This is a genomic window from Pseudomonas sp. H3_E04 (genome assembly GCF_054668915.1).
The window spans coordinates 1,503,306-1,524,913 of the sequence record NZ_CP162797.1 but is presented as its reverse complement, the minus strand read 5'-3'; the positions used below and the strand labels follow the sequence as shown (position 1 = coordinate 1,524,913).

Here is a 21,608-nt window from a genome sequence, read left to right as displayed (position 1 = left end):
TGTTGAGATGTTTGAAGCCACGTCACCGTCGGAGCAGAGCCTGCAACAGTTGTATCGCGAGCACCGTGGCTGGCTGGAAACCTGGCTGCGCCGGCGCATGGGCAATGCGTGGGATGCGGCGGACCTCAGCCAGGACACCTTTCTACGCGTCCTTTGCAATGCGCCGCCACTGGCCGAGTTGCGCGAGCCGCGCGCGTATTTACTCACTGTCGGCAAACGACTGCTGAGCAATTTCTACACGCGACGCCATCTGGAACAAGCCTACCTCGACGCCTTGGCGCAATTGCCTGAAGCATGCGCACCGTCGCCGGAACAGCGCTGGCTGCTGCTGGAAACCTTGCAGGCGCTGGATGAGTTGCTCGATGGCTTGCCGCGAGCGGTGCGTCGGGCATTTCTCTGGAGTCAACTCGAGGGCCTTGGCTATCGCGAGATCGCCGAGCGTCTACAGGTTTCTGAGCGCACGGTGAAACGTTACATGGCCCAGGCGTACGAGCATTGTTTGCTGGTGGAGCTGTGATGCGCGTTGCCCCGAGCGAGGAAACGCGGGAAGTAGCACGGGCAGCGGCGCAATGGCTGGCCTTGCTTGAATCCGGCGGTGCCAGCGATGAAGATCACGCGCGATTGCAGCATTGGCGCAACAGTGACAGTCGCCACGAGAACGCGTGGCAGAAAATTCAACAGCTTCGCCAGCGTTTCGCAGGTTTGCCGCCGACGCTGGCCATGGCCACGCTGGACCGACCGGATCCGGCGCGGCGGGCGGCGCTCAAGCGTGCCTTGGGGGTGGCAGCGCTGGTGCCGGCGGCGTGGTTGATCGGACGCGAACTGCCGCTGGAAGTCTGGCGCGCCGATTTGCACACCAGTACCGGTGAGCGGCGCAAAGTGCAGCTGGCGCAGGATTGTTCATTGCAGCTCAACACCGACAGCGCGGTGAATGTCGATCTGCCGGCACGTCAGTTGACGCTGATTCGTGGCGAACTGGGACTCAGCGTGGCGGGCGATGCAGCCTTTATCGTCAACGCGCCTTATGGGCGGATGATGGTTAGTCACAGCGACATCTCGGTGCGCCTGAATGCGCGCGATTGCCAAGTCTGCGTGCTGCGTGGTTCGGTGCAATTGCAGCCGCTGCACGGCTCGGCGCTGGTATTGAAGCAGGGCCAGCAAGTCAGCCTGCAAGCTTCAGGCGCGGGGGCGGTGACGGCGTTCGATACGTTGATGCCCGGTTGGCTCGACGGCGTGTTGATGGCGCAAAACCAGCCTCTGGGTGATTTCCTCCGCGAATTGAGTCGCTATCGCTCGGGCGTATTGCGCTGGGATCCGACGCTGGAATCGCTGCGCGTCACCGGCAGTTTCCGCCTCGACGACACCGATCAGGTGCTGTCACTGCTGGCAGCCAGTTTGCCCGTCGACGTGCATACGCGAACGCGATTTTGGGTGTCATTGGTGCCGCGCACAGAAAAAACTGGCTGAAGCCTGTCCCTTTTTTTCGCCTCGCTGGTCATTCCAGGCAAGTGAACAAAATCGAGAGCTTCTACCAATGCCCGCAGTATTCCCAGGTCGTTTGCGTCCGTTGTTGCAGTTGAGCCTTTTGCTGAGCCTGAGTGCCAGCCCTGTGTTGATCCAATCGAGCTGGGCCGACGATGGCAGCCGCCGCAGTTATCAGGTGCCGGCCGGTAGTCTGAGTGCAGCGCTGACGCGTTTCGCCGGTCTCGCGGGCGTCAATCTGTCGGTGGATCCGGCACTGGTCAGCGGCCGCAACAGCAATGGTTTGTCCGGTGAATATGGCGTGGAGGAGGGGTTCAGCCGGTTGTTGCTGGGCTCTGGTTTGCAGTTGCAACCGGTCGGCGATCAGGCTTATACGCTGGTACCCGCAGCACAAGGCAGCACCCTGCAACTTGCGCCTACCTCCATTCTTGGCGCGAGCGGCTCGGCGGATGCCGACGTGTTTGCCGGCGGCCAGGTTGCACGGCGCGGCTCGCAAGGGCTGTTGGGCTCCAGGGATTTCATGGAAACCCCGTTCAGCATGACCACCTACACCAGCGAAACAGTGAAAAACCAACAGGCGCGCACGCTCGGCGATCTGATCGGCAGTGACCCTTCGGTACGCGCCACCAACCCGGCCGGTGGCCGCTATGAGCAATTCACCATTCGTGGTTTCAGCCTGTTCAACAGCGACGTTTCCTACAATGGCCTCTACGGAATCCTGCCGACGTACACCATCGACATGGAAATGGCTGATCGCGTCGACATCCTCAAGGGCCCAAGCCAGTTGATCAACGGTATTTCGCCACGGGGCAGTGTAGGAGGGGGGATCAACGTCGTGCCGAAACGTGCGACCGACAAGCCGATTACCTCGCTGACGGCCAATTACGCCTCGAACAACCAAGTCGGCGGCGCGGTGGATGTCGGACGGCGCTTTGGCGAAGACAATCAATTCGGGGTGCGCTTCAACGGGGTCAAACAGTCCGGCGATACCGAATGGGATCATCAGAGCGTCGATCGCGACATGGCGGTATTTGGCCTGGATTTCCGTGGCGAACGCTTGCGACTGTCCACTGATATCGGCCACACCGAACGCGACACCGACGCACCGCAGGAACGCGTGCAAGTCGCCGCCAATGCCAAGGTCCCGAACGCCAGTGATGTGCGCGATAACTACGCGCAACCCTGGAGCCAGGCGCGCACCAAAGACACTTTCGGCACGGTGAACGGCGAGTTCGATGTCAGTGATTCGGTGATGCTGTATGGCGCCGTCGGCGCCCGGAAAAGCAATCACGACTTTTTGCGTCATGCCGTTTCGGTGACCAACGACGCCGGTGACTTCAGCGTCCAGCCCCGAGATTTCACCCGCGACGAAAACGTCCGCACGGCTACCGCTGGGGTGCGCAACTGGTTCCAGACCGGACCGGTCAGCCATGAAGTGAACCTGGCGGCCAACTACTTTTATATGGACTTCGAAAACGGCGGCGCCCGATATGCCGCCGGGCGTAGCAATCTCTATGACCCGGTGGAAATCGCCAAGCCCGGCACGCCGACCCGCAATGACGCCAAGGTCTACACCGAAAATCGCTTCAGCGGCGTGGCGTTGTCCGACACGCTCGGTTTCTTCGATGATCGCCTGTTGCTGACTTTGGGGGCGCGCTGGCAGCGGGTCAAAGTCGATGACTGGAGCGATGGCATCAAGGGCGACACCGCCTACGATGAAGAAAAGGTCTCGCCGTCCGGCGGGATTCTGTTCAAGGCGACGGACAAACTCTCGCTGTACGCCAACTACATGGAAGGCCTCAGCCAAGGCAAGATCGCGCCATCAACGTCAATTAACGAAGACGAAATCTTCCCACCGTTCATCAGCCGCCAGGTCGAAGTCGGCGCCAAGTACGACGCGGGCGCGTACGCGCTGACGGCAGCGGTGTTCCGCATCAAACAACCGGCGTACGAAACCAACGCCACCACGCGAGTCTTCGGCCCGAACGGCAAGCGCGAAAACAACGGCGCAGAACTGAGCGTATTTGGCGAACCGCTCAAGGGCTTCCGATTGCTCGGCGGTGTGATGTATATCGACAGCGAACTGACCCACACTACCAACGGCACATTCGACGGCAACCGTGCGCCGGCAACACCGAAATACAACGTCAACCTCGGCGCGGAGTGGGACGTGCCGACTGTGCAGGACCTGACATTGACCAGCCGTGGAATCTATTCGAGTTCGCAGTATCTGGACCAGTCCAACGATAAGGAAATCGACTCCTGGGAACGGTTCGACGTCGGCACACGCTATGCTTTCAAGTTGGACGAGAAGACGATTACCTTGCGCGCAAATGTCGAAAACGTGCTGGATAAACGCTACTGGAGTTCAGCGGGCGCTTCGGATGACAGCGAGCCGGGATTGACGCTTTCGACTCCGCGAACGTATCTGCTGTCGGCGACGATGGACTTTTAGTAGAGCAGGATAAACTCGTCGAACGCGCGTAGTGTTCAGGTCGGATGAATTGGTTGGTGAGTCGGATGCTCAAAAGAAAGCCAGCGTCAAACTGACCGCCAAACCGCTACCTTCCGGCCTGTTTTTAGTATCGAACTCCGGCACCCAGCGAGCGCTGACATTCGCTTGAGCATCACTGAATTTACCCGCCCAGCCGACCACCGGACCGGCTCCCACGGAGCGACCGCGATAGCCGCCGAATGAATCAGCAGTCTGGCCTTTGTCGTCGGTAATCTGCTGCACATACCCACCGACGATGCCTGCGCTCCACCCGTTTCCGAACCCGTGCGTCCAGAGCGCATCAAAGGTGAAAATGTTGCCATTGCGATAATCGGTGGCTTCGTTCTCGGTATAGAACTCTAAGCCGGAGGACAGCGTCATTTCGCCACCCGAGCCGTCCAGGTGGGTGAAGGCGACGGTCGGCATGAACGTATAGTTGTTCTGGCCAGGGTTGGCCAGGCGATTATCGTTGTAGGCACCTGTCGGGAGGTAAACCGGAAGGGAAAAGGATATGTGGTTCTGCGCGTCGAAGTGATAACCGGCAGCGATGGGTGTGACCAGAATATCCGCAAACTGGGTACCCGTGTCTTCTGCCCCCAGCACGCGGCCCCGAGGTTGGGTAAGATCCACTGTTACATCGGTATATTGCACCGGCACGCCAATAGCCGATGCATAGTTCCATCGACCTTTGCCGGTATCCCAGACATGAGTGAAGTTGGCGATGGTATAGGACACTTTCATATCCAGATCTCCACCAACTCTACCGACGATGGGCACGCCCTTATTGCCCTTTAGATCACCGTCGTACCAGATGCTGGTCAGTGACATGATCCAGCCAGGTTCTGGTGGTACTACCCCTGCGTTGGAATATACCTGTTGGCCTGTAATCGGACGCCCAACGCCGCCCTCGGCCGCAAGTAACACGGAACTCACTCCGAGCGCAGTGATGGATAACACGAAGCTGGCGACTGAAGTCTTTCTTTCCACTGCTTTGCTTTCCTTTCATCCAGGATCAGTAGTGCAACTCGGTCCCAAAAGCAAAACGTCCGCCCTCGGGCGGACGCTTGGCAGCAGCTCCTGTTATTTTTGCTGTTTCATTTTCTCCTCGATTTTTTTGTCTACGTCAGCCCGAATCTGATCAATGCTGAAGCTGGCTGGACGTTGGCTAGGCGGGTAGTCGACAAAAGTCTGCAGGAACGCTGCTGCCTTGCGAATGCCATTGAATACCAGGAAGTCGTTCTTGGTCAGCCAGTCGTAATACTGGTCGGACACTACGTCGGCGCGCTCGTAAGGGTCCATGCGCAAGTTGAAAAGCTTTGGTACCCGCAGGCATGTGAAGGGTTCACTCCAGACCTTCAAGCCTCCTGGTGCGCGTTGTTCGCAGAACACCAGTTTCCAGTCGCCGTAACGCATGCTCACCAAGTCGCCGTCATCGCTGAAATAGTAGAACTCATCACGAGCACTCTTTTCGGTTTTCCCGGTGAGGTAATCGAGCTGGTTAAAGCCATCCAGATGGACTTTGAAGTTTTTGCCACCAACGTCGGCCCCCTTCAGCAGGCGTTCCTTGATATCGGTGTCGCCCGTAGCGGCAAGCAGTGTTGGGAACCAGTCAAGACCGGAGACCATTTGCGTTGAAACCGAATCGGCCTTGATCTTGCCAGGCCAACGGATCATCGCCGGTACGCGGAAAGCACCTTCCCAGTTCGAGTTCTTCTCGTTGCGGAATGCCGCCCGCCTGGGCGGACAGACTGCTGACGAACAAACCTGTGGCTCCGAGTAATGACAGGGCTCCACGTATTGAGTTTCTGCTGGTGAACACCGATCCGGAGCGGCGCAAATCCGTGGCTGACATGAGGTCTCTCTCCTTACTGGGCGGCAGGGCAACCGTTACTGGAATTGTTGGCAGTGAGTCCATCACCCGTCTTGAACGTCAGCGTGATGGTCGGTCCTTGCTGAAGAATGCTGTGCACCACCAGTGAAATGCCTACCAGCACTGCAATATTGGGCACTATCCAGACCAGCGACACGCCGAATCGACGCGTCTTGAGCGGGGCTTGCCCCGGGGTGTGCGGCGTGTCATTGGTGGCTAACTTCATCCATGAGCTCCCTGTCTTGCCGGTTGTGTTGGTCCCAGATAAGACGCGGGTCAAAACTCATCGCCGAGAGCATGGTGAATACCACCACCAGGCCAAAAAAGAGAATGCCGGCACGTGGCTCGATGTCGGCCAGTGCGTCGAACTTCACCAACGACGCGACCAATGCGACGACGATAACGTCGAGCATTGACCAGTAACCGATTACCTCAACGAACCGGTACAACCGCGAGCGTTCCTTGAGTGCCCATTGGCTGTCGCGCTGGACCGTGACCAGCAGCAGCGTGATTGCGACAAACTTGATACCGGGCACGGCGATACTGGCAATGAAGATGATCAGGGCGATATCCCACGCTCCGGCCTCCCAGAATTCGAGCACGCCGCTCATGATCGTACTGTCAGCGCCGTTGCCGACCATTTTCGTATTCATGACCGGCAACAGGTTGGCCGGGACATAGAACGCCAGCGCCGTGAACATATAGGCCCAGGTTCTCGTCAGCGAGTCGGGCTTGCGACGATGCAGGGGAGCCCCGCAGCGTTCGCACTCATGGGGCTCGCCCGTCATGTCACACGCCTCGCCGCAACTGTGGCAAAGACACAAGTTGAGGTCATTTGCATTGGGCGGCATGTTCATACGATGTCCCACAGTTCGCGGATATCGCGCCCGGCAATGCGGATCATCATCAGGCTCAACACTGCGAGGGCAAACAGGCCAATTCCCGGCAACACGTCCAGCAGCCCGGCAAGTTTGATCACCGCAACCATGGCTCCAAGGAGGCAGACCTCAAGCATGCTCCAAGGTCTGAGGGTTTCCAGCCAGCGCATGCAGAAGCGGAAACCGGGGGAACGACGCGATTTCAGAGCGAAGCCCAGCACCCAGGCCAGCAGCAGTAACTGGATGATTGGCGCAATGATCATGGCTACCGCAGCCACGAGTGCTATGAAGGTGATCGGTCCCAGACTCAACGCCACGACAGAATCCCAAAGCGTTGCACTGTTTTTCAGACCTTTGAGGCTGATGCTCATCACTGGATAAAAATTGGCGAAAATCCAGACCACCAGCGCGGTGAGCGTCAGCGCCAGACGCTGCTCGATCGTCAGGCCGTTATAGCGCTGGAGTACGCCGCCGCAGCGCACGCATAAGGATTTCTGATTCTTGACGAGCACGCTACGCTCGTAAACGCCGTCGCAATGCTCGCAAATGATCCATCCCTTGTCATTTTCCATCGGATACGCTCGGCGGAGTTCAGAGACCGGAAAAACTTCAATGAGGATAGAAGCGCTTCACGGTTCAGCAACTTTTTTACTTCCGTATCTGATGAAAAGCTCGAAATCTACTTCGATTGGCGATCAGGGCGAAAAGCTGAGCTATAAATAAACGGCTCGTCTTTCGGCTCATCAAAGGCCCGGACGATCGCAGCTATGCATTGATCGAAATGGGTTTCGCGAAATTTCGCACACCAGGGAGATTCAAGAATGAGAGCAACGCTTTTGATGGGGTCGGTATGTCTCGCCACGCTAGCCATGACCGGATGTTCAAGCAAGCTGACTCAGCCTGATGAGTAATCGGGTTTCCTCAAGGACTACAGTCGTTTGAAAGAGGAGAAATCCCCCTCGGGTGCGGCCGTGATGCGCTGGGTTGATCCCAAACTCGATCTGAACAAGTACTCGAGCGTCTACGTAGAACCAAGCCAGCTCTACCCTAAACCACAACCTACAGACAAGATTCCGCAAAGCACACTCAATGGCATCACGTCCTACTACGATTCTGCACTCAAACGTGAACTGGGCAAATCGCTGCCTCTGGCCAATGGCCCAGGCCCGGGCACTATTGTCGTGCGCGCGGCGATTACGGCGGTCAGCAGCGCGGTCGCGTTCTTCAGTGAACGTGCGCACCACAGGTTTGCCGGTACGCAACGAAGCCCGCCAATCGAGATGCCGTAAATCGTCGCCAGGCTGGTAGCGGCGCAACTCGTCAAAGTTCAGGCCCCGGCCACGTAAGCGTGAAGCATGATTGCCGGCAAGAATGCTGCCTTGAGGTTGACGCGCAGCAAAGCTGAGCCCTCGAGCCGGAAACTCCATTGCCATCAATTGGCCGAGAGAAACGTAGACGTACCCGTCACTGGTCATGCCGGAATTGCTACCTTGTCCAGGATCCGGTCCAGCACTTGGTCAGCCGTTACTCCATCGGCCACTGCGTCATAGCTCAGCTGTATGCGATGGCGTAGCACTGGATGCACTACGGCGCGCACGTTGTCCGGCGAGACGAAATCCTGGCCTTGCAACCAGGCATCGGCGCGGGCGCAGCGATCAAGGCCTATGCCGCCACGCGGACTCGCGCCAATGTTGATCCAGCGACCCAGATCTTCGTCATAGTCGGCCGGATAGCGGGTGGCATTGATCAGGTCGATCAGATAACGGTCAATGGCGGGCGAAACATGTATGGCGCTGACCTCCTTGCGCGCTTCGAAAATTACGCTCTGCGCTAGCGCGAAATGGTCCTTGGAGGCGGTGTTCGAACCTTGACTGAATTCTTCGTCACGCAACAGGCGCAGCACCTGACTTTCATTTTCAGCGCTGGGATAGTCGAGCAGGACTTTCATCAGAAAACGATCCATTTGCGCTTCGGGCAGCGGATAGGTGCCTTCCTGCTCAATCGGGTTTTGGGTCGCAACTACGATAAACAAGTCTGGCAAAGGATGACTGTTGCCAGCAACGGTGATCTGTCGTTCCTCCATGGCTTCAAGCAACGCAGCCTGGACTTTGGCCGGTGCGCGGTTGATTTCGTCTGCCAGAATCAGGTTGCCAAACAGCGGGCCGGGCTGGAAACGGATTTCATTGCGACCCTCGACTTGATGCAGGACCTCAGCACCAGTGATATCTGAAGGAAGCAGATCCGGCGTGAACTGGATGCGGCTCATCTTTGCATCAAGATGCTTGGATAGCGCCTTCACCGTGCGAGTCTTGGCCAATCCTGGAAGACTCTCCAACAGCAAATGCCCGTTAGCCAGCAAGCCAAGCAAAATCTGACGAATCACTTGATCCTGGCCGAGCACTGACTCAGCAATATTGGCCTGCAAGGCGTTGAGGTCGGTCAGTGCACTCATTCGAAATCCCTTATGAAATAGAGGCCCAAGGCTTGCTCATTAACTAATGTCGCAGACAAAGATAGGACAGAAAATTGCTCAGTGCCTGCGTATCGGGAAATGTTGAAGCGAATCTTGATCCTGCCCGGCAGTAAGAAGGAGCTTTGGTAAATTGACGGATATGCTGCGTGCGGCGTCATCTGCACCCTCAACGCGCGAGAGCCGACCTGCAGTGAAAAAACGTGGAGCGGTTCGAGCCGTGACTCCCGCTAAGATATCGCGATAGAAGTTTTGGGCTAGGTTGACCGAAGGGTGTAGGCGGGTAATGTTTATCTAATGCCAGGTAGGTGAGATGAATTGCTGCTCGTTTGGAAAGAGTTAGTCTGGAGTATTTCTTTATAACTCAACTAAATAGACGTTTAGTGTAGTTATAGCTTGTTGTTATTAATGCGTGGCGGGGTAAGTGTGACTTGAAATCACTTTCCAGCTGTTAAAGCAGCTCGGAATCCTTCCTATAAACGGCCATAAGATGCTGAGAAATATTGGTGAGGCAACGTTTGTCGGGTGGCATTCAGGCATTCGGTGGCAGACACCTCCATGCAGAAAGAAAGAGGCCTCGTCAGGCTTTAAATCTGACGTGACAGCCCTTTAGATCTGCGCAACATGTCCACGCGATACGGTCCAGATTTCACACAGCGGCGTGTTTTTGCATCGTAAGTGATGACACTCCCATTGCAGCGTGCGTACAAACATTCAGTTTTTCAAATGCTGTGCTCACAATTCCAGTTTTCAGATATCAAACGTTTTGGCTTTTGGCTGGCAAATGTTTCCTGCGATAAGTCCAGTTCCAGAGCCTTGGAAAAAATGACCTCCAATATTCGGTTTTGAAATGCCAAAAGGGAAAAAGATAAAAAGGACGATGTCACTGTGAAAGGAGAGCCTACGGTTCTGTTTTTTCAGGCGTTCCATTTTTCAGTGATGGAGACTTCAGTTTTTAATGGCGCTCACAGGCAACGACGCAGATTCGAATCTTGCGAGCAACGACGCTAGTCTTGTAATACTTTGTTACGTGTAATGTATATTATGTTAAATCATGGGTGCGGATGGCCTCAGCCTTTAGATATCACATCCACCATTCCCAACCTCTCAGGCTAAGCAACGCCATTCGTTTGCTGCTTCAACAACCAATGTCTCTCGGTAGTCCATCCGATAAAAACCTGAGCACCTTCGCTTGCTTGGCGAGCCTCGGTCAACGGTGCGCCAGAAGCCGCTACTCGCAATCCTCTAATCGCCGGCAGGAACCTTTCACGAAATGCACCAGGCTGAATCGCGAAATGAGCTTCGATCCGTTCAATCGCGTATCGCCTTTCTGTCTCATCGAGCATCGCTAGATAAAACACCATCTGCCGCCAGGCGTACGCTGTATTTTTGATCACTACCAGGCTGGAGTGATAAAACCTCAACTTCATCTGCTGGCGTTTGCATATCCATCTGAAGCATTCCTCGGCCATCGAAGCCAGGCGATGCTGCAACAGCGCCTTCAACCCAAGCTCACCAAATAAGAGCGAGAGGTTTTGTGTCGTGAGGATCTGTTGTTGCTCGATGATTTTCCCGTTAGTCGCCGGCCGCCATGTACCCAAGCGCTCATCAGCCCTCTGGGCGCACAGTCTGGCCAATGCATCCCTTGAACTTGTGTTGGGCCTGGAAAACCTTTTGCGCCTGGATTTCGGTTGATCAGGAAGCATCGCCAATAAGCTTGCGTCAATATCGTAGTAATTGGCGTATAGCGTGCCACCGATCAACGATGCCGCCTGCCTGGCAGCTCTTATGTACTTGTTGGAGAAAGCGCCCATGAAAATGTCTGAAGCGACTTCTTCAACAAAAGGCAGTTCCAGCTTGGCCATCGCAGCAAGCGCAGCAAATTCCTGAATGAGTTTGTTGGGCAGGATCGCTTGAGGAAAAGCGCAAAGAGTCATTGCTGCGGATTCGATCAGGAACTGTTTCGCTGTTTCAGCGACCACCGCGTCCGTTTCTCGCTGGTCTTCAACAGCCGCCACCCACGGCAATTCATTCATTTTGACCCGGGTTTGCAGATCCAACAGCAACAATGATCGGCGTCGTCGAAAGGCACGATAGGTGGCGACAGACAGAATCCGCAGCGGCGTATCGCGAAATCCTGCGCTGTAGATCTCAGCCGTTATCGCTGGCAGCAGCCGCGCCACGGTGTCGCCAGACGTAATCAAACCCTTCTCGATCAACTCCTCAACCGTGCCGTTTTGACACCGCTCGACGCGTCGACGAACGGCCGGAGGGATGCCAGCACCTGTTACCAGCGAATATTCGGCCGCTTCTTCGCTGGTAATGGATTGCAACAGAGATGAAAAGTCTGAAACTCCATCCGATTCCGAATATCTGTTCAGGCGTTCGGCAACGGCTTTAGCAATCAGATGGTGCCCGGATGCAGACACGTGAGTGCGCTGAGTTTCTCTGCTCTTTACATGAGATTCAGATTCGGGATGACCATGCTTGCGTACGAAATCATCGACGATCCTGCGAATTCGTCCGACTTGTCGCCCAGTGAGCGACGCCGCATCGCTGGCGCAAAGCCCCAAGAGTGCAAACAACTCCCCTGCCCGATCCCTTGAGTTCTCAGCTTCATATTGAGCGATGGGGCAGGAAGCATCGAACTTCCGCTTCAGAGTACTCGCCTGCTCAAACCATCCCTCGGGATACCGACGACAAGGCCAATCATCCTGATACGTCAAAAGGAAGAGCGACACCGCCGAATCGTAGAGCGGCAAGCGAGTCTCAACGACATGTTTTTGCAATGCAAAGTGCTTCTGTGCTGGGCGATTTGAAAGCACGGTTCTGATATCACCGACAGTACAAACCTGCACTTGCCCTGCCGAAAGCGGCAAACCGTCGGACGCCATCGGAAAGAATCGCAGCTGTACAAAGAAAGGCGCTATCGCTTCAACCAGATCCCATGCGTTATCTATGCGGTTCTGCCCCAGCAACCACGCCACTGTCAGCAGTGCAGCCTCCTCTGGCACCTCGACCCGATAATCACTGCTCGCGAGTTTGGCTTGCAGTACCTCGATCCCCTCCTCCGTGAGGTGCCAGGAGTTGAGATCGAGTCGTTCGAAGCCCGGACGGATACCTTGGATCGAGGCAGCCAGCCTTCGCTCATATTCAGTCAGTTCACCACCGGCCATGAACTGTCCAGTCGCAAAACCACCCGTGGCGACTTCCAACGTTACCCACTCAGGCACATCCGCGACTGGCGTTCGTGAGCCATACGATGCGGATTCGTCGGATATGTGTTTGATCACATTACGCCAGCGCTCGACGCGTTTGCTCGTCTGGCCATTATTGTCGAGGCCCGCTGCAGCGAGTGCCCGAGACAGTTGAAAGGCTGCATAGCCCGCGCCTATGCCGGCATTTGCATTCGATTTCCTATCGTTCCCGGGCATGAGTCCGTCCGTGCCTGCGATGTTGTGGGGCCGGGGGCTGGACTCGAACCAGCGCCCACCCGGTAGGAGCCGAGTGTTCTACCGCTGAACTACCCCGGAACAGAGCGCGGATTGTCCGCCAGCGCTGAACGATTGTGAAGATCGAAAACATTGCCGATTGTGAACCTGAACGGTCGCACCGGCGTAGCGAACCAATACGTCGGGAGCCGAAGACTTTATTTCGGGTTGCGGGATTGTCAGCGAGTTTAGCGCTACTGTGCGCAATCGATTACTTCGCCGTTCCAGTAGCAATTGCACGCGCCGGAGCGACCGCGATTGGTATTGCACTCAGAATTCGTTTGAGCTCGATTCCCAGTGCCTCACCTTCTGATTCTGCACTGATTTGCCAGGCTCCGACCCCACAGTCCGCATGATAAGTCGGGCTGACAAGCGCTGTTACTTCGTCTGCCCTAGGTATCAGCAGCAATGAAACGTCAGGCTTGATGCCCTTCCACTGGAGACTGTCGTGATAAATGTGCGCTGACTCCATTGCATCCAGGACGCTGGCACGGGCGCTGCGATACTTCGCGTCGAAAACCAAGAAGCGCTTCGCCGAAGGCGAGTCTAAGGAGATCGAAGAGAACAAGTCCAATGGCCTGATTGGCCGGATTGTCCTCTTCCTCGTAAGATTTGCTGACCTCAAAGCGTACAGTGTTAAGGCCGGACGCTGAGTACTAGCAGGATGCAACACAGTGGGCCGGAATGGGCGCATCGTAATGTCCGAATTTGCTTTCCCGGCCAATCAAATGCATGGGCTCTGGTGTACCCGCTTCAGAATGCCAGTGCCCTGTACTTTGACTTCATGTATATCCACAAAGAGCCTCCTCAGGAAGTGCTGTCCGCACTGCTAAGGAAGTATCCACAGTGTTCCGTCATCGACTGGTCGCCCGGACGCTTGGCCTGCATAGAAGCTCAGGGGGTAATGTTGAGACGCTCGCTGAAATTATCCGGGATCTAGCTGAAGCTGCTTGGGATGAGCACATCACATTTGTCGATGCTTCGTACGAGGAAATGGGTAAAGCGTGACCTCAGAGCGGACGGTCGACCTTAGCTTCCCAAGCGCGTGCTCAAAGACCATGTCTTTGGCAACAATCGACCAGACGGGAACGGAACGCAGGTCACCATAATCGAAGGAATGTTTGTTATGAGCCACCTTGACAACGACTTGAGGGCCGATTTCGTTGAGGCACTTGAGGAAATCTCGACGCTGATGTCCATTGCATACGACCAGCTTGGCCCTGTACCGGAAGACCATGCATTAGCTCAGGCAGGTTTAGAGAATGGTGGTGAAATAGTTCTGGATTATGTCGATCACAACGAGGCTGGAGTAGCGTTCGAACACCTGCTTTACATGATTGACGAACCACCGCTTGTTGTTTCTGAAAAATGCATAAAAATTTTAGCTCGGATCGCAAAGTCCTTGAAGATGCCATTCACGAGGTGAAAAGAAATTTACCCATCTGAAGGTCAGCTTTGGGCCGAAAAGAGTCACTCCTACCCGAAACGTCCACGGAGAATTGGCCCATGAAAACCGCCGTGATATCCGATACTCACAATCTCCTCCGCTCCGAAGCCATCAGCGCGCTCCAAGGCTGTGACCTGATCATCCACGCCGGCGACATCGGCAACCCTGACATTCTCGCCCAATTGTCCGAAATCGCTCCCGTCCACGCCGTGCGCGGTAACAATGACCTCAGCAGCCCATGGGCCAAAGACCTCCCCGACTCCCTGATCTGCACTCTCAACGGCTGGCACACTCTCCTTATCCACGACATCGCCGACGTCCCCGCCGATCTAGATCCAGACATAAAGCTCATCATCACCGGCCATTCCCACAAACCGCGCATAGAATGGCGCGGCGATCGTCTATACGTGAACCCTGGTAGCGCCGGCCCTCGGCGTTTCAAATTGCCGGTCACGCTGGCAATTCTCGAGATACAACCCGACAGCATCGAGCCGCGCCTGATTTCCCTGCTGGATCCCCCCGCCTGAAATCGCTACGATTACTGCGATCCAGAACCTGGAAGCGCCACCTCCTACCAGGCCCGACCTATCTCGCGGCGAACCGATCCTCAACGCCGCCGAGGCGTGCTATCAAGTGACAGGACAGCGGGTTTAGATCCGATCCGCGCCGCTCAGCATGGCGGACTGACACTTCCGACATGGAGGCGTCTAATCACCCGATTAATCTCCCCTACCACCCGCCTCGTCGCCTCTTCGATCGTTCCCTCATTCCGGCATAAAAACCAGCCCTGTTCAGCAACGGCTTGCTCAAACGCCTCAGTACAAGCGACATGCTCCTCAAGACCGCGAAGCACAGTACTGCTCAAGCCACGCCGTCGTGCCCCCGCCCTCGCCCACGAAATGTCAGCCGCTGTAACCACCCCGACATGCAGGTCTGGCACCTGTACGTTGCGGTCAATGTTCAACTGCAGGATTTCCGCAAACGGGACTATCCGGCGAAACGCGGCATCGGACGGGTACCAGCGATCGATGAGGATGATGCTGTCGGCGGGTTGTTTGGTCAGCACGTGCTGGGAAATCCAGCGGCGGCTGTCAGCCAGGCGTTGGCAAACCTCGAGTTCCAGATCCCGGTCAGGATGGCGGACGAGCCGGTTCACCAAGTGCATTGTCTCGCCCCTGAACGGATCGCTTTTTTTCTCGCACAGTCGGATGACTTTCTGGTTGTCTGCCCTCAGGACTTCAGTGATGGCCTCCAACAGCGAGGTTTTGCCGACGCCTTTGGGGCCATCCAGAGCGACAAACAGCGGACGAGTCATTTTTCTCACAGGCTTTAACGGGGAGTAGCGCGCACTCTAACGGATTTTCAGGTTGAACCTCTGCTGCTCAGCAGGACTCCCAAACTCAAATCCAGGAGAAACCTATGACCCAGACAGCTCTAGTCGTGGGCGCCAGCGGCATTGTCGGCAGCGCCATCACCCAGTTACTCATCGACAACCAGTGGCAAGTCGCCGCGCTGTCGAGGCATCCATCGCAAGCGCACGGCGTGATCCCTGTCGCGGCAGACCTTCAGGATCCTGCTTCTCTGGAAAAAGCGCTGAAGGATGTGAAACCCACGCATGTGTTCATTACCACATGGTCGCGGCAAGCCACTGAGGCCGAAAACATTCGCGTCAATGCAGCCATGGTGCGCAATGTGCTCGCCGCCATTCGTCCAGCCAAAAGCGTCAAGCACGTAGCACTGGTTACCGGCCTGAAACACTACCTCGGCCCGTTCGAAGCCTACGGTAAGGGCAGTCTGCCGCAGACGCCGTTTCGCGAAGAACAGGGTCGTCTCGATGTCGAGAATTTCTATTACGCCCAGGAAGACGAACTCTTCGCCGCAGCTGAACAGGACGGTTTCACATGGAGCGTGCATCGCCCGCATACCGTCACTGGGGTGGCCGTGGGCAACGCGATGAACATGGCAACCACCCTCGCCGTCTATGCCTCGATTTGCAAAAAAACCAATCGCCCGTTTGTGTTTCCCGGATCAAGGGTGCAATGGGACAGCCTCACCGACATGACCGATGCGCGGCAGTTGGCGAAACAGCAATTGTGGGCAGCCACCACGCCGGCTGCGGCGAATCAGGCATTCAATATCACCAATGGCGATGTATTCCGGTGGAAATGGATGTGGGGCCGCATTGCCGAATACTTCGACCTGCCTGCTGCTGACTATCCTGCGTCACCCTCGCCTCTAGAGAAGCAGATGGCGGACGATCAAGCCGTATGGACGCAAATAGTCGCCGAGCACGGTATGAAAGAGTCCGATATTGGACGTCTGATTTCCCCATGGCATACCGATGCCGACCTTGGTCGCCCCATCGAAGTGGTCACGGATATGTCGAAAAGCCGCCTGATGGGCTTCACTGCCTACCAAGCGAGTGATCAGGCATTTTTCGACGTGTTCAACAGGCTGCGGGAGATGCGCTTGATACCTTAGGCGGTTCCAGACAGATAAGGTGGGCACCTGGCGTGCCCACCTCATTCAACAGTACTTTCCACGCCCTCGCCCCTCCTCTCATCTGCGACGTTCGTTTGCCCTGCGAAATCCTCCCGCCAGTCACCGGCAGAACGCAGCCGATCGTATATCCCAACTCCAAAATAGCGCCTTCAACAGGTATCGCTCTGTATCCAAGTGTGTACGGACGCAAACACGTTACACAACATTGATCTTCCCGCCCCCTCAGACACAAGCGAGATACACCAGCACGATGAACTGCGCTCACGGCCAGCGCAGTGCTCCTGTGCCTGACACCTGTCATTGGGAGCACCTGAACGGCTTCCACTTTCTTGACGACAAGTCGGAGGATTAAACCCATGCATACAAACGCATCATCGGTCTTGAATCGGCTGCAACTCAATCTCGATCGCGCTGGGGACTGGATCGCCCCTTTGAGCCTGCGCGTTTTTCTGGCCTGGGAGTTTTTTGAAGCGGGATGGGAAAAGTGGAACGGTGAGAACTGGTTCCCGAGCATTCAAGGGGCCTTTCCTTTTCCCTTCAATCAGCTGCCGGCTACGTTCAATTGGCAGTTATCCATGTGGGCAGAACTGCTCTGTTCCATTGCTTTGCTTGTAGGCCTGGGCACACGGCTCTCGGCACTGATCCTCATCGTGGTCACCGTCGTGGCAACTGCCGCAGTTCATTGGCCAGCAGAGTGGTCGACGTTGAGCGAACTGGCTATGGGGTACTCCATCAGCAACAAAGGCTACGGCAATTTCAAGCTGCCGTTGATCTATCTCGTCGCACTTCTGCCACTGGTATTCACAGGCGCCGGCAAGCTCAGCCTGGATGCATTCATCGGTCGGCATCTCAAGCATTTGAATGCACGCTGAGTGTTATCGCGTCACCAAGGTTATCGCTTTCAAACCCAGCTAATTGATCAGGAATTTCACCATGACCCATATTGATAAAGTGCTGTACACCGGCAAAGTCCATACCTCTTCGGGTGGACGAAATGGCACCGCCCTCAGTGACGACGGCCGACTGGATATAAAGCTGTCGTCGCCTGGCACCTCTGGCGCCGGTACCAACCCAGAGCAGTTGTTCGCCGCAGGTTGGTCGGCTTGTTTTATCGGTGCAATGGGACTTGCGGCGAGCAAGCTGAAAGTCACTCTCCCGGTTGACCTTGCCGTTGACGCCGAAGTGGATCTAGGCACAACCGATGGTGCGTATTTCCTCCAGGCTCGCCTCAACGTCTACCTTCCCGGGCTGGATCGCAACGTCGCTCAAGAGCTGATCGACACCGCACACCAGACATGCCCGTACTCCAAAGCGACGCGGAACAACATCAACGTGGTGATCAACCTCGTTTGAGCAGAACCGTGGCGGGTTTCAATCGCCCGATTCACACCCTCGGCTGCCAAAGGTGACCGTGTAGCTGCTGTGGATCGGGGATTTCAGACGTCGAATCGGAGTATTGAGCTCATGCAAACGAACATTTCATCATCAGTGTATTCAGATCCACAGCCCCCTCTTGAAGCGACCGTCGGGCTGGGATTGCGTCGTGCGCTGCTCAACACGCTTCGTGACGCTCCCGTTGGGGATTTCGATTTTCTAGAGGTTGCTCCAGAGAACTGGATCGGCATCGGCGGCGCTCATGGTGAGGCCCTGCAGTTGCTGGCTGAACGCTATCCGTTGTCATGCCATGGTCTGTCACTCTCGCTGGGTGGCAGTGCACCGCTGGACGAACCTTTTCTTGAGCAAGTCCGAGGGTTTCTCGATCGCTTCAACGTGCCGTTCTATAGCGAACACCTGAGTTACTGCAGTGACGATGGCCATTTATACGACCTGCTGCCGTTGCCATTCACTGAGGAGGCCGTTCATCACGTTGCTGCGCGCATCCGCCGTGCACAGGACATTCTCGGTCGTCGTCTTGCTGTAGAGAACGTCTCTTACTACGCCGCTGCTCATCAGGACATGGACGAACTGACGTTCACCAATGCAGTGCTCCGCGAGGCCGATTGCGACCTGTTGCTCGACGTTAACAATGTGTACGTCAACTCAGTGAACCATCGATTTGATCCGGCGGTTTTCCTGGCCGGCCTGGAACCAGAACGCGTAGTCGCCATGCATGTGGCTGGGCATTACGACGAAGCCGAGGACCTGATCATCGACACCCATGGCGCCTCGGTCAAACCAGTAGTCTGGTCATTGCTGGGGCAGGCTTATGACCTTTTCGGCGTGAAGCCAACCTTGCTGGAGCGCGATTTCAACTTTCCGTCCTACGACGAACTGGTGGCTGAGCTGAACACCATCAGGCGCTTGCAGCGCGACGCGGCTGCTTTGGTGCGGGTGACTGTCGATGGCTGACTCCCCTTCAAGTTTGCACAGTCAGCAACTCGCGCTGACCCGTTACCTGCGTGACCCGGACGCTTATGCGCCGCCTGCGCAGATGAATCCTGCAAGAGCGCAGGTCTATCTCAACTTGGTGTTCAACAATCTGTTGGGGTTGCTGGGTGGGACGTTTCCGGTGCTGGTTGCCGTGCTGGGTGATGCCGGTTGGCGTGCACTGGTACGACGTTTTTTGCGTGATTACCGCGCGCAAACACCACGCTTCGGAGAAATTGCTCGTGAGTTTGTAGACTTCGTAGCGAGCCTGGAAGACTCGCCCGGTCTCGAACACCCCTGGTACCCGTTCTTGCCTGAATTGGCCCATTACGAGTGGGTGGAGATGGCGCTGCAACAGTTGGACGCTGCGCCGTTAAAAGCCAGTGATGCGGCGCATTTACTCGACCGTCCCCTCAGGCTTTCCCCACTCGTCTGGCCGCTGGCTTACACCTGGGCCGTACATCGTCTCGGGCCAGGCCACCAGCCTTCTGAACCGCCAGAACAACCAACGTTGCTGCTGATCAGCCGTGTGCCGAGTGGCCAAGTGCAATTCTCCCAGGTCAGCCCTCTCGCGTTCCGGTTGTTGCAGCGGATCGAGCAGTTCCCTGACATGGATGGTCGAGCGCAGTTGCACGCTTTGGCTGCGGAGGCTGGTGCTTCAGACGTGACCGGCTTCGTCGCTGACGCACTGGTGCTGCTGCGCCAGCTGCATGCGCAAGCTGCCGTCGGCGTAGCCGCGACACCCGTTTTAAAGCTGTTGTTCTGACTGATGAGCAAAGGCTGAGGTCGGATTTTGTATCTCTATGTACCCAAACGCGAAGTCTTGGGATTGGCTTACAAATGCTCCGCTCGCCGATACATCGCCGATACATGACTCCCGCTAAATAGGCCTACCCGAACAAGGACGCTCTGTCGAAGTGGACGACGCTTGCGCCCTTCGCCTCGAGCTTCGAGCTTCCTTGAGGGTCTATCCGCCCTGTGGCATGAACCGCGGCCTGGCCGCGCAAAGCATCTGGAGAAGCACTATGTACCGTAAACCAATGTCGAACAAAACCAGTCTTGGCCTGGCCGCTATTGCTTTAGCCGGTGGCATGAGCCTGGCATCGTCTGCGGCTTTTGCTGTTGAGCCTTTGTCTCAAGGCTACCAACTGGCATCGGCCGATAAAACCGGCGAAGGCAAGTGTGGCGAGGGCAAATGCGGGGCCAGCGAAGCCAGCGACAAGTCCGCTACTGCCGAAGGCAAGTGCGGTGAAGGCAAGTGTGGCGACGACTCTTTCGCTCGCACAGATACCGACCATGATGGCCTCGTCTCTCTTAAAGAACTGCTGGCTGTAGCCCCTCAGGGCGGTGAAGAATTCAAAGCGATGGACACCAACCAAGATGGTTTCCTTTCGGAAGGTGAGGTCTACAAGTTCAGAACCAACCAGTACATTTCCAATGGCAAGAAAGTACCCACCGAGCTATTTACCCGCATGAGCAAAGCGCAGAACTGATTCCTCCCGCCGTAGCATTCGCTCTCCCCGCGTCTGCAGCCAGGGAGGGCGATTTACCTTCTGCAAAGCCCCCAGTTGTATTGATTACACCGCGTCATAAGTGAAGTTCTCCGCCCCTGATTTATCCAGTGAACGCGACACTCTAAAGTCCACTCCACTGCTCCCCTCATCATATCGATGGGGCGCCCACAGGAGACTTATCCCATGCCTTTCATCAGCGTTCGTATCACTCGCGACGGCGTTACCAAAGAACAGAAATCTCAAGTCATCGCCGAGATCACCAAAACCATGCAAACCGTCCTCAACAAGGACCCGCACCTCACCCATATCGTTATTGAGGAGGTCGACACCGACAACTGGGGCTATGCCGGAATCACCACCACTGAGTATCGCCAACAACTGACGGAGTCGAAGAAATGACTTTTCCCGTCAGTATCGACTTTGTGTCGGATGTTGTGTGCCCCTGGTGCGCACTCGGCGCCACAGCGCTGGAACAAGCCATCGCGAATGTTGCCGGCGAAGTTGCTGTGGAGTTGACCTTCAAGCCTTTCGAACTGAACCCGGACATGCCGGCCGAGGGCGAGCACGCCATCAAGCACATGATGCGCAAATACGGGCGCAGCGCCGAAGAAGTCGCCTCGCGCAATGAAATGATCGTCGCGCGTGGCAAGGCCATCGGTTTTCACTTCGACCTGGAAAAGCGCAGCCATTTCTACAACACTTTCGACGCCCATCGCCTTCTGCTCTGGGCCGTGCAGGAGGGCCGCCAGGTCGCGCTGAAAAAAATCCTGATCGAGGCTTATTTCACCAATGGCGAGAACCCCAGCGACCACGAAACACTGGTGCGCCTGGCCGGTGAAGCGGGACTTTCAACCACCCGCGCCCGAGAGATTTTGGCCAGCGAGGCGTTCGCTTTCAAGGTCCGTGAACTTGAGAGTTTTTACCTTGAGCGCGGGATTAATTCGGTCCCGGCCATGGTGCTGAACGGTCGTCAGTTGGTGTCCGGATCGCTATCCGTCAAGGAATACGAACAAATCCTCAGGCAAGTGGCACGAGAGTCCGCCCCGGCCTGACAAAGCGATTTACCAGCACGATGCCTGGGCAAGCCCACGGC

General features: G+C 56.2%; 19 protein-coding genes and 4 pseudogenes. 14 read left to right on the top strand and 9 right to left on the bottom strand.

Annotated features, from left to right (window positions below; translation table 11 throughout):
- Positions 1-7 precede the first annotated feature (7 nt).
- The 3 genes from AB4N53_RS06870 to AB4N53_RS06860 all read left to right on the top strand — a co-directional run bounded on the left by AB4N53_RS06870 (position 8) and on the right by AB4N53_RS06860 (position 3,937).
- On the top strand, positions 8-517 hold the full coding sequence (locus AB4N53_RS06870) for a sigma-70 family RNA polymerase sigma factor (protein ID WP_460119265.1): 510 nt from the start codon (positions 8-10) through the stop codon (positions 515-517).
- Positions 517-1,467: a FecR domain-containing protein gene (locus AB4N53_RS06865; RefSeq protein ID WP_460119263.1), complete on the top strand. Its 951-nt coding sequence runs from the start codon at positions 517-519 to the stop codon at positions 1,465-1,467. Before AB4N53_RS06870 ends, AB4N53_RS06865 begins: the two co-directional genes overlap by 1 nt.
- 67 nt (positions 1,468-1,534) lie before the next feature.
- Positions 1,535-3,937: a TonB-dependent siderophore receptor gene (locus AB4N53_RS06860; protein ID WP_460119261.1), complete on the top strand. Its 2,403-nt coding sequence runs from the start codon at positions 1,535-1,537 to the stop codon at positions 3,935-3,937.
- A 69-nt stretch (positions 3,938-4,006) separates the two neighbouring features.
- Here the strand turns inward: AB4N53_RS06860 and AB4N53_RS06855 are convergent, their stop codons facing one another.
- From AB4N53_RS06855 to AB4N53_RS06835, 5 genes and pseudogenes are all read right to left on the bottom strand, one after another.
- Positions 4,007-4,804, bottom strand: a complete 798-nt coding sequence (locus AB4N53_RS06855) for a SphA family protein (RefSeq protein WP_460119259.1) — start codon at positions 4,802-4,804, stop codon at positions 4,007-4,009.
- 252 nt (positions 4,805-5,056) lie between these two features.
- Positions 5,057-5,701, bottom strand: a pseudogene (locus AB4N53_RS06850) (sulfatase/phosphatase domain-containing protein); the annotation flags it as partial.
- A gap of 167 nt (positions 5,702-5,868) precedes the next feature.
- Positions 5,869-6,072: pseudogene (locus AB4N53_RS06845) on the bottom strand (mammalian cell entry protein); the annotation flags it as partial.
- On the bottom strand, positions 6,053-6,703 hold the full coding sequence (locus AB4N53_RS06840; RefSeq protein ID WP_460119257.1) for a paraquat-inducible protein A: 651 nt from the start codon (positions 6,701-6,703) through the stop codon (positions 6,053-6,055). The gene AB4N53_RS06840 and the pseudogene AB4N53_RS06845, both read right to left, overlap by 20 nt.
- Entirely contained in the window at positions 6,700-7,296 is a 597-nt protein-coding gene (locus tag AB4N53_RS06835; protein ID WP_460119255.1) for a paraquat-inducible protein A, read from the bottom strand. Before AB4N53_RS06835 ends, AB4N53_RS06840 begins: the two co-directional genes overlap by 4 nt.
- 249 nt (positions 7,297-7,545) lie before the next feature.
- Between AB4N53_RS06835 and AB4N53_RS06830 the strand changes: the two are divergent.
- Positions 7,546-7,935, top strand: a pseudogene (locus AB4N53_RS06830) (DUF3313 domain-containing protein); the annotation flags it as partial.
- Here the strand turns inward: AB4N53_RS06830 and AB4N53_RS06825 are convergent.
- The 3 genes and pseudogenes from AB4N53_RS06825 to AB4N53_RS06815 form a co-directional block, all read right to left on the bottom strand.
- Positions 7,930-8,199, bottom strand: a pseudogene (locus AB4N53_RS06825) (DUF58 domain-containing protein); the annotation flags it as partial. The pseudogenes AB4N53_RS06830 and AB4N53_RS06825 sit on opposite strands and share 6 nt — an antisense overlap.
- Positions 8,196-9,176 carry an AAA family ATPase gene (locus AB4N53_RS06820; RefSeq protein WP_460119253.1) on the bottom strand — a complete coding sequence of 327 codons (981 nt, stop codon included), beginning with the start codon at positions 9,174-9,176 and terminating at the stop codon, positions 8,196-8,198. The pseudogene AB4N53_RS06825 and the gene AB4N53_RS06820, both read right to left, overlap by 4 nt.
- A gap of 1,130 nt (positions 9,177-10,306) precedes the next feature.
- The gene (locus AB4N53_RS06815; protein ID WP_460119251.1) at positions 10,307-12,628 is read right to left on the bottom strand and encodes a hypothetical protein; all 2,322 of its coding nucleotides are present in this window, start codon (positions 12,626-12,628) and stop codon (positions 10,307-10,309) included.
- 1,183 nt (positions 12,629-13,811) lie between these two features.
- Here AB4N53_RS06815 and AB4N53_RS06810 point away from each other — a divergent pair.
- Together AB4N53_RS06810 and AB4N53_RS06805 are read left to right on the top strand one after the other, a co-directional pair.
- The gene (locus tag AB4N53_RS06810; protein WP_460119249.1) at positions 13,812-14,111 is read left to right on the top strand and encodes a MafI family immunity protein; all 300 of its coding nucleotides are present in this window, start codon (positions 13,812-13,814) and stop codon (positions 14,109-14,111) included.
- Positions 14,112-14,191: 80 nt separating this feature from the next.
- Positions 14,192-14,659, top strand: a complete 468-nt coding sequence (locus AB4N53_RS06805; RefSeq protein ID WP_460119247.1) for a metallophosphoesterase family protein — start codon at positions 14,192-14,194, stop codon at positions 14,657-14,659.
- Between the two features lie 143 nt (positions 14,660-14,802).
- Here the strand turns inward: AB4N53_RS06805 and AB4N53_RS06800 are convergent, their stop codons facing one another.
- Positions 14,803-15,447, bottom strand: coding sequence for a dTMP kinase (locus AB4N53_RS06800; protein ID WP_460119245.1), 645 nt, complete (start codon positions 15,445-15,447; stop codon positions 14,803-14,805).
- Between the two features lie 104 nt (positions 15,448-15,551).
- Between AB4N53_RS06800 and AB4N53_RS06795 the strand changes: the two genes are divergently transcribed.
- The 8 genes from AB4N53_RS06795 to AB4N53_RS06760 all read left to right on the top strand — a co-directional run bounded on the left by AB4N53_RS06795 (position 15,552) and on the right by AB4N53_RS06760 (position 21,567).
- Positions 15,552-16,613 (top strand): SDR family oxidoreductase, encoded by a 1,062-nt coding sequence (locus AB4N53_RS06795; RefSeq protein WP_460119243.1) that lies wholly within the window; start codon positions 15,552-15,554, stop codon positions 16,611-16,613.
- A 377-nt stretch (positions 16,614-16,990) separates the two neighbouring features.
- Positions 16,991-17,506, top strand: a complete 516-nt coding sequence (locus AB4N53_RS06790; protein WP_460119241.1) for an HvfX family Cu-binding RiPP maturation protein — start codon at positions 16,991-16,993, stop codon at positions 17,504-17,506.
- A 61-nt stretch (positions 17,507-17,567) separates the two neighbouring features.
- Positions 17,568-17,987 carry an organic hydroperoxide resistance protein gene (locus AB4N53_RS06785; RefSeq protein ID WP_460119239.1) on the top strand — a complete coding sequence of 140 codons (420 nt, stop codon included), beginning with the start codon at positions 17,568-17,570 and terminating at the stop codon, positions 17,985-17,987.
- Positions 17,988-18,098: 111 nt separating this feature from the next.
- Positions 18,099-18,983: an HvfB family MNIO-type RiPP peptide maturase gene (locus tag AB4N53_RS06780; protein ID WP_460119237.1), complete on the top strand. Its 885-nt coding sequence runs from the start codon at positions 18,099-18,101 to the stop codon at positions 18,981-18,983.
- Complete coding sequence (locus tag AB4N53_RS06775; RefSeq protein WP_460119235.1) at positions 18,976-19,767, top strand: HvfC family RiPP maturation protein; 792 nt, start codon at positions 18,976-18,978, stop codon at positions 19,765-19,767. Before AB4N53_RS06780 ends, AB4N53_RS06775 begins: the two co-directional genes overlap by 8 nt.
- Positions 19,768-20,026: 259 nt before the next feature.
- Positions 20,027-20,494: an HvfA family oxazolone/thioamide-modified RiPP metallophore gene (locus tag AB4N53_RS06770; protein ID WP_460119233.1), complete on the top strand. Its 468-nt coding sequence runs from the start codon at positions 20,027-20,029 to the stop codon at positions 20,492-20,494.
- Positions 20,495-20,698: 204 nt separating this feature from the next.
- Entirely contained in the window at positions 20,699-20,914 is a 216-nt protein-coding gene (locus AB4N53_RS06765; protein WP_016774741.1) for a tautomerase family protein, read from the top strand.
- Entirely contained in the window at positions 20,911-21,567 is a 657-nt protein-coding gene (locus tag AB4N53_RS06760) for a DsbA family oxidoreductase (protein WP_460119230.1), read from the top strand. Before AB4N53_RS06765 ends, AB4N53_RS06760 begins: the two co-directional genes overlap by 4 nt.
- Positions 21,568-21,608: the final 41 nt, after the last annotated feature.

What these genes read in the sequence shown, in the direction of transcription:
- AB4N53_RS06870 (WP_460119265.1), top strand. Translation starts at nt 8, where the DNA reads ATGTTTGAAGCCACGTCACCGTCGGAGCAGAGCCTGCAACAGTTGTAT.
- AB4N53_RS06865 (WP_460119263.1), top strand. Translation starts at nt 517, where the DNA reads ATGCGCGTTGCCCCGAGCGAGGAAACGCGGGAAGTAGCACGGGCAGCG.
- AB4N53_RS06860 (WP_460119261.1), top strand. Translation starts at nt 1,535, where the DNA reads ATGCCCGCAGTATTCCCAGGTCGTTTGCGTCCGTTGTTGCAGTTGAGC.
- AB4N53_RS06855 (WP_460119259.1), bottom strand. Translation starts at nt 4,804, where the DNA reads ATGTCACTGACCAGCATCTGGTACGACGGTGATCTAAAGGGCAATAAG.
- AB4N53_RS06840 (WP_460119257.1), bottom strand. Translation starts at nt 6,703, where the DNA reads ATGAACATGCCGCCCAATGCAAATGACCTCAACTTGTGTCTTTGCCAC.
- AB4N53_RS06835 (WP_460119255.1), bottom strand. Translation starts at nt 7,296, where the DNA reads ATGGAAAATGACAAGGGATGGATCATTTGCGAGCATTGCGACGGCGTT.
- AB4N53_RS06820 (WP_460119253.1), bottom strand. Translation starts at nt 9,176, where the DNA reads ATGAGTGCACTGACCGACCTCAACGCCTTGCAGGCCAATATTGCTGAG.
- AB4N53_RS06815 (WP_460119251.1), bottom strand. Translation starts at nt 12,628, where the DNA reads ATGCCCGGGAACGATAGGAAATCGAATGCAAATGCCGGCATAGGCGCG.
- AB4N53_RS06810 (WP_460119249.1), top strand. Translation starts at nt 13,812, where the DNA reads ATGAGCCACCTTGACAACGACTTGAGGGCCGATTTCGTTGAGGCACTT.
- AB4N53_RS06805 (WP_460119247.1), top strand. Translation starts at nt 14,192, where the DNA reads ATGAAAACCGCCGTGATATCCGATACTCACAATCTCCTCCGCTCCGAA.
- AB4N53_RS06800 (WP_460119245.1), bottom strand. Translation starts at nt 15,447, where the DNA reads ATGACTCGTCCGCTGTTTGTCGCTCTGGATGGCCCCAAAGGCGTCGGC.
- AB4N53_RS06795 (WP_460119243.1), top strand. Translation starts at nt 15,552, where the DNA reads ATGACCCAGACAGCTCTAGTCGTGGGCGCCAGCGGCATTGTCGGCAGC.
- AB4N53_RS06790 (WP_460119241.1), top strand. Translation starts at nt 16,991, where the DNA reads ATGCATACAAACGCATCATCGGTCTTGAATCGGCTGCAACTCAATCTC.
- AB4N53_RS06785 (WP_460119239.1), top strand. Translation starts at nt 17,568, where the DNA reads ATGACCCATATTGATAAAGTGCTGTACACCGGCAAAGTCCATACCTCT.
- AB4N53_RS06780 (WP_460119237.1), top strand. Translation starts at nt 18,099, where the DNA reads ATGCAAACGAACATTTCATCATCAGTGTATTCAGATCCACAGCCCCCT.
- AB4N53_RS06775 (WP_460119235.1), top strand. Translation starts at nt 18,976, where the DNA reads ATGGCTGACTCCCCTTCAAGTTTGCACAGTCAGCAACTCGCGCTGACC.
- AB4N53_RS06770 (WP_460119233.1), top strand. Translation starts at nt 20,027, where the DNA reads ATGTACCGTAAACCAATGTCGAACAAAACCAGTCTTGGCCTGGCCGCT.
- AB4N53_RS06765 (WP_016774741.1), top strand. Translation starts at nt 20,699, where the DNA reads ATGCCTTTCATCAGCGTTCGTATCACTCGCGACGGCGTTACCAAAGAA.
- AB4N53_RS06760 (WP_460119230.1), top strand. Translation starts at nt 20,911, where the DNA reads ATGACTTTTCCCGTCAGTATCGACTTTGTGTCGGATGTTGTGTGCCCC.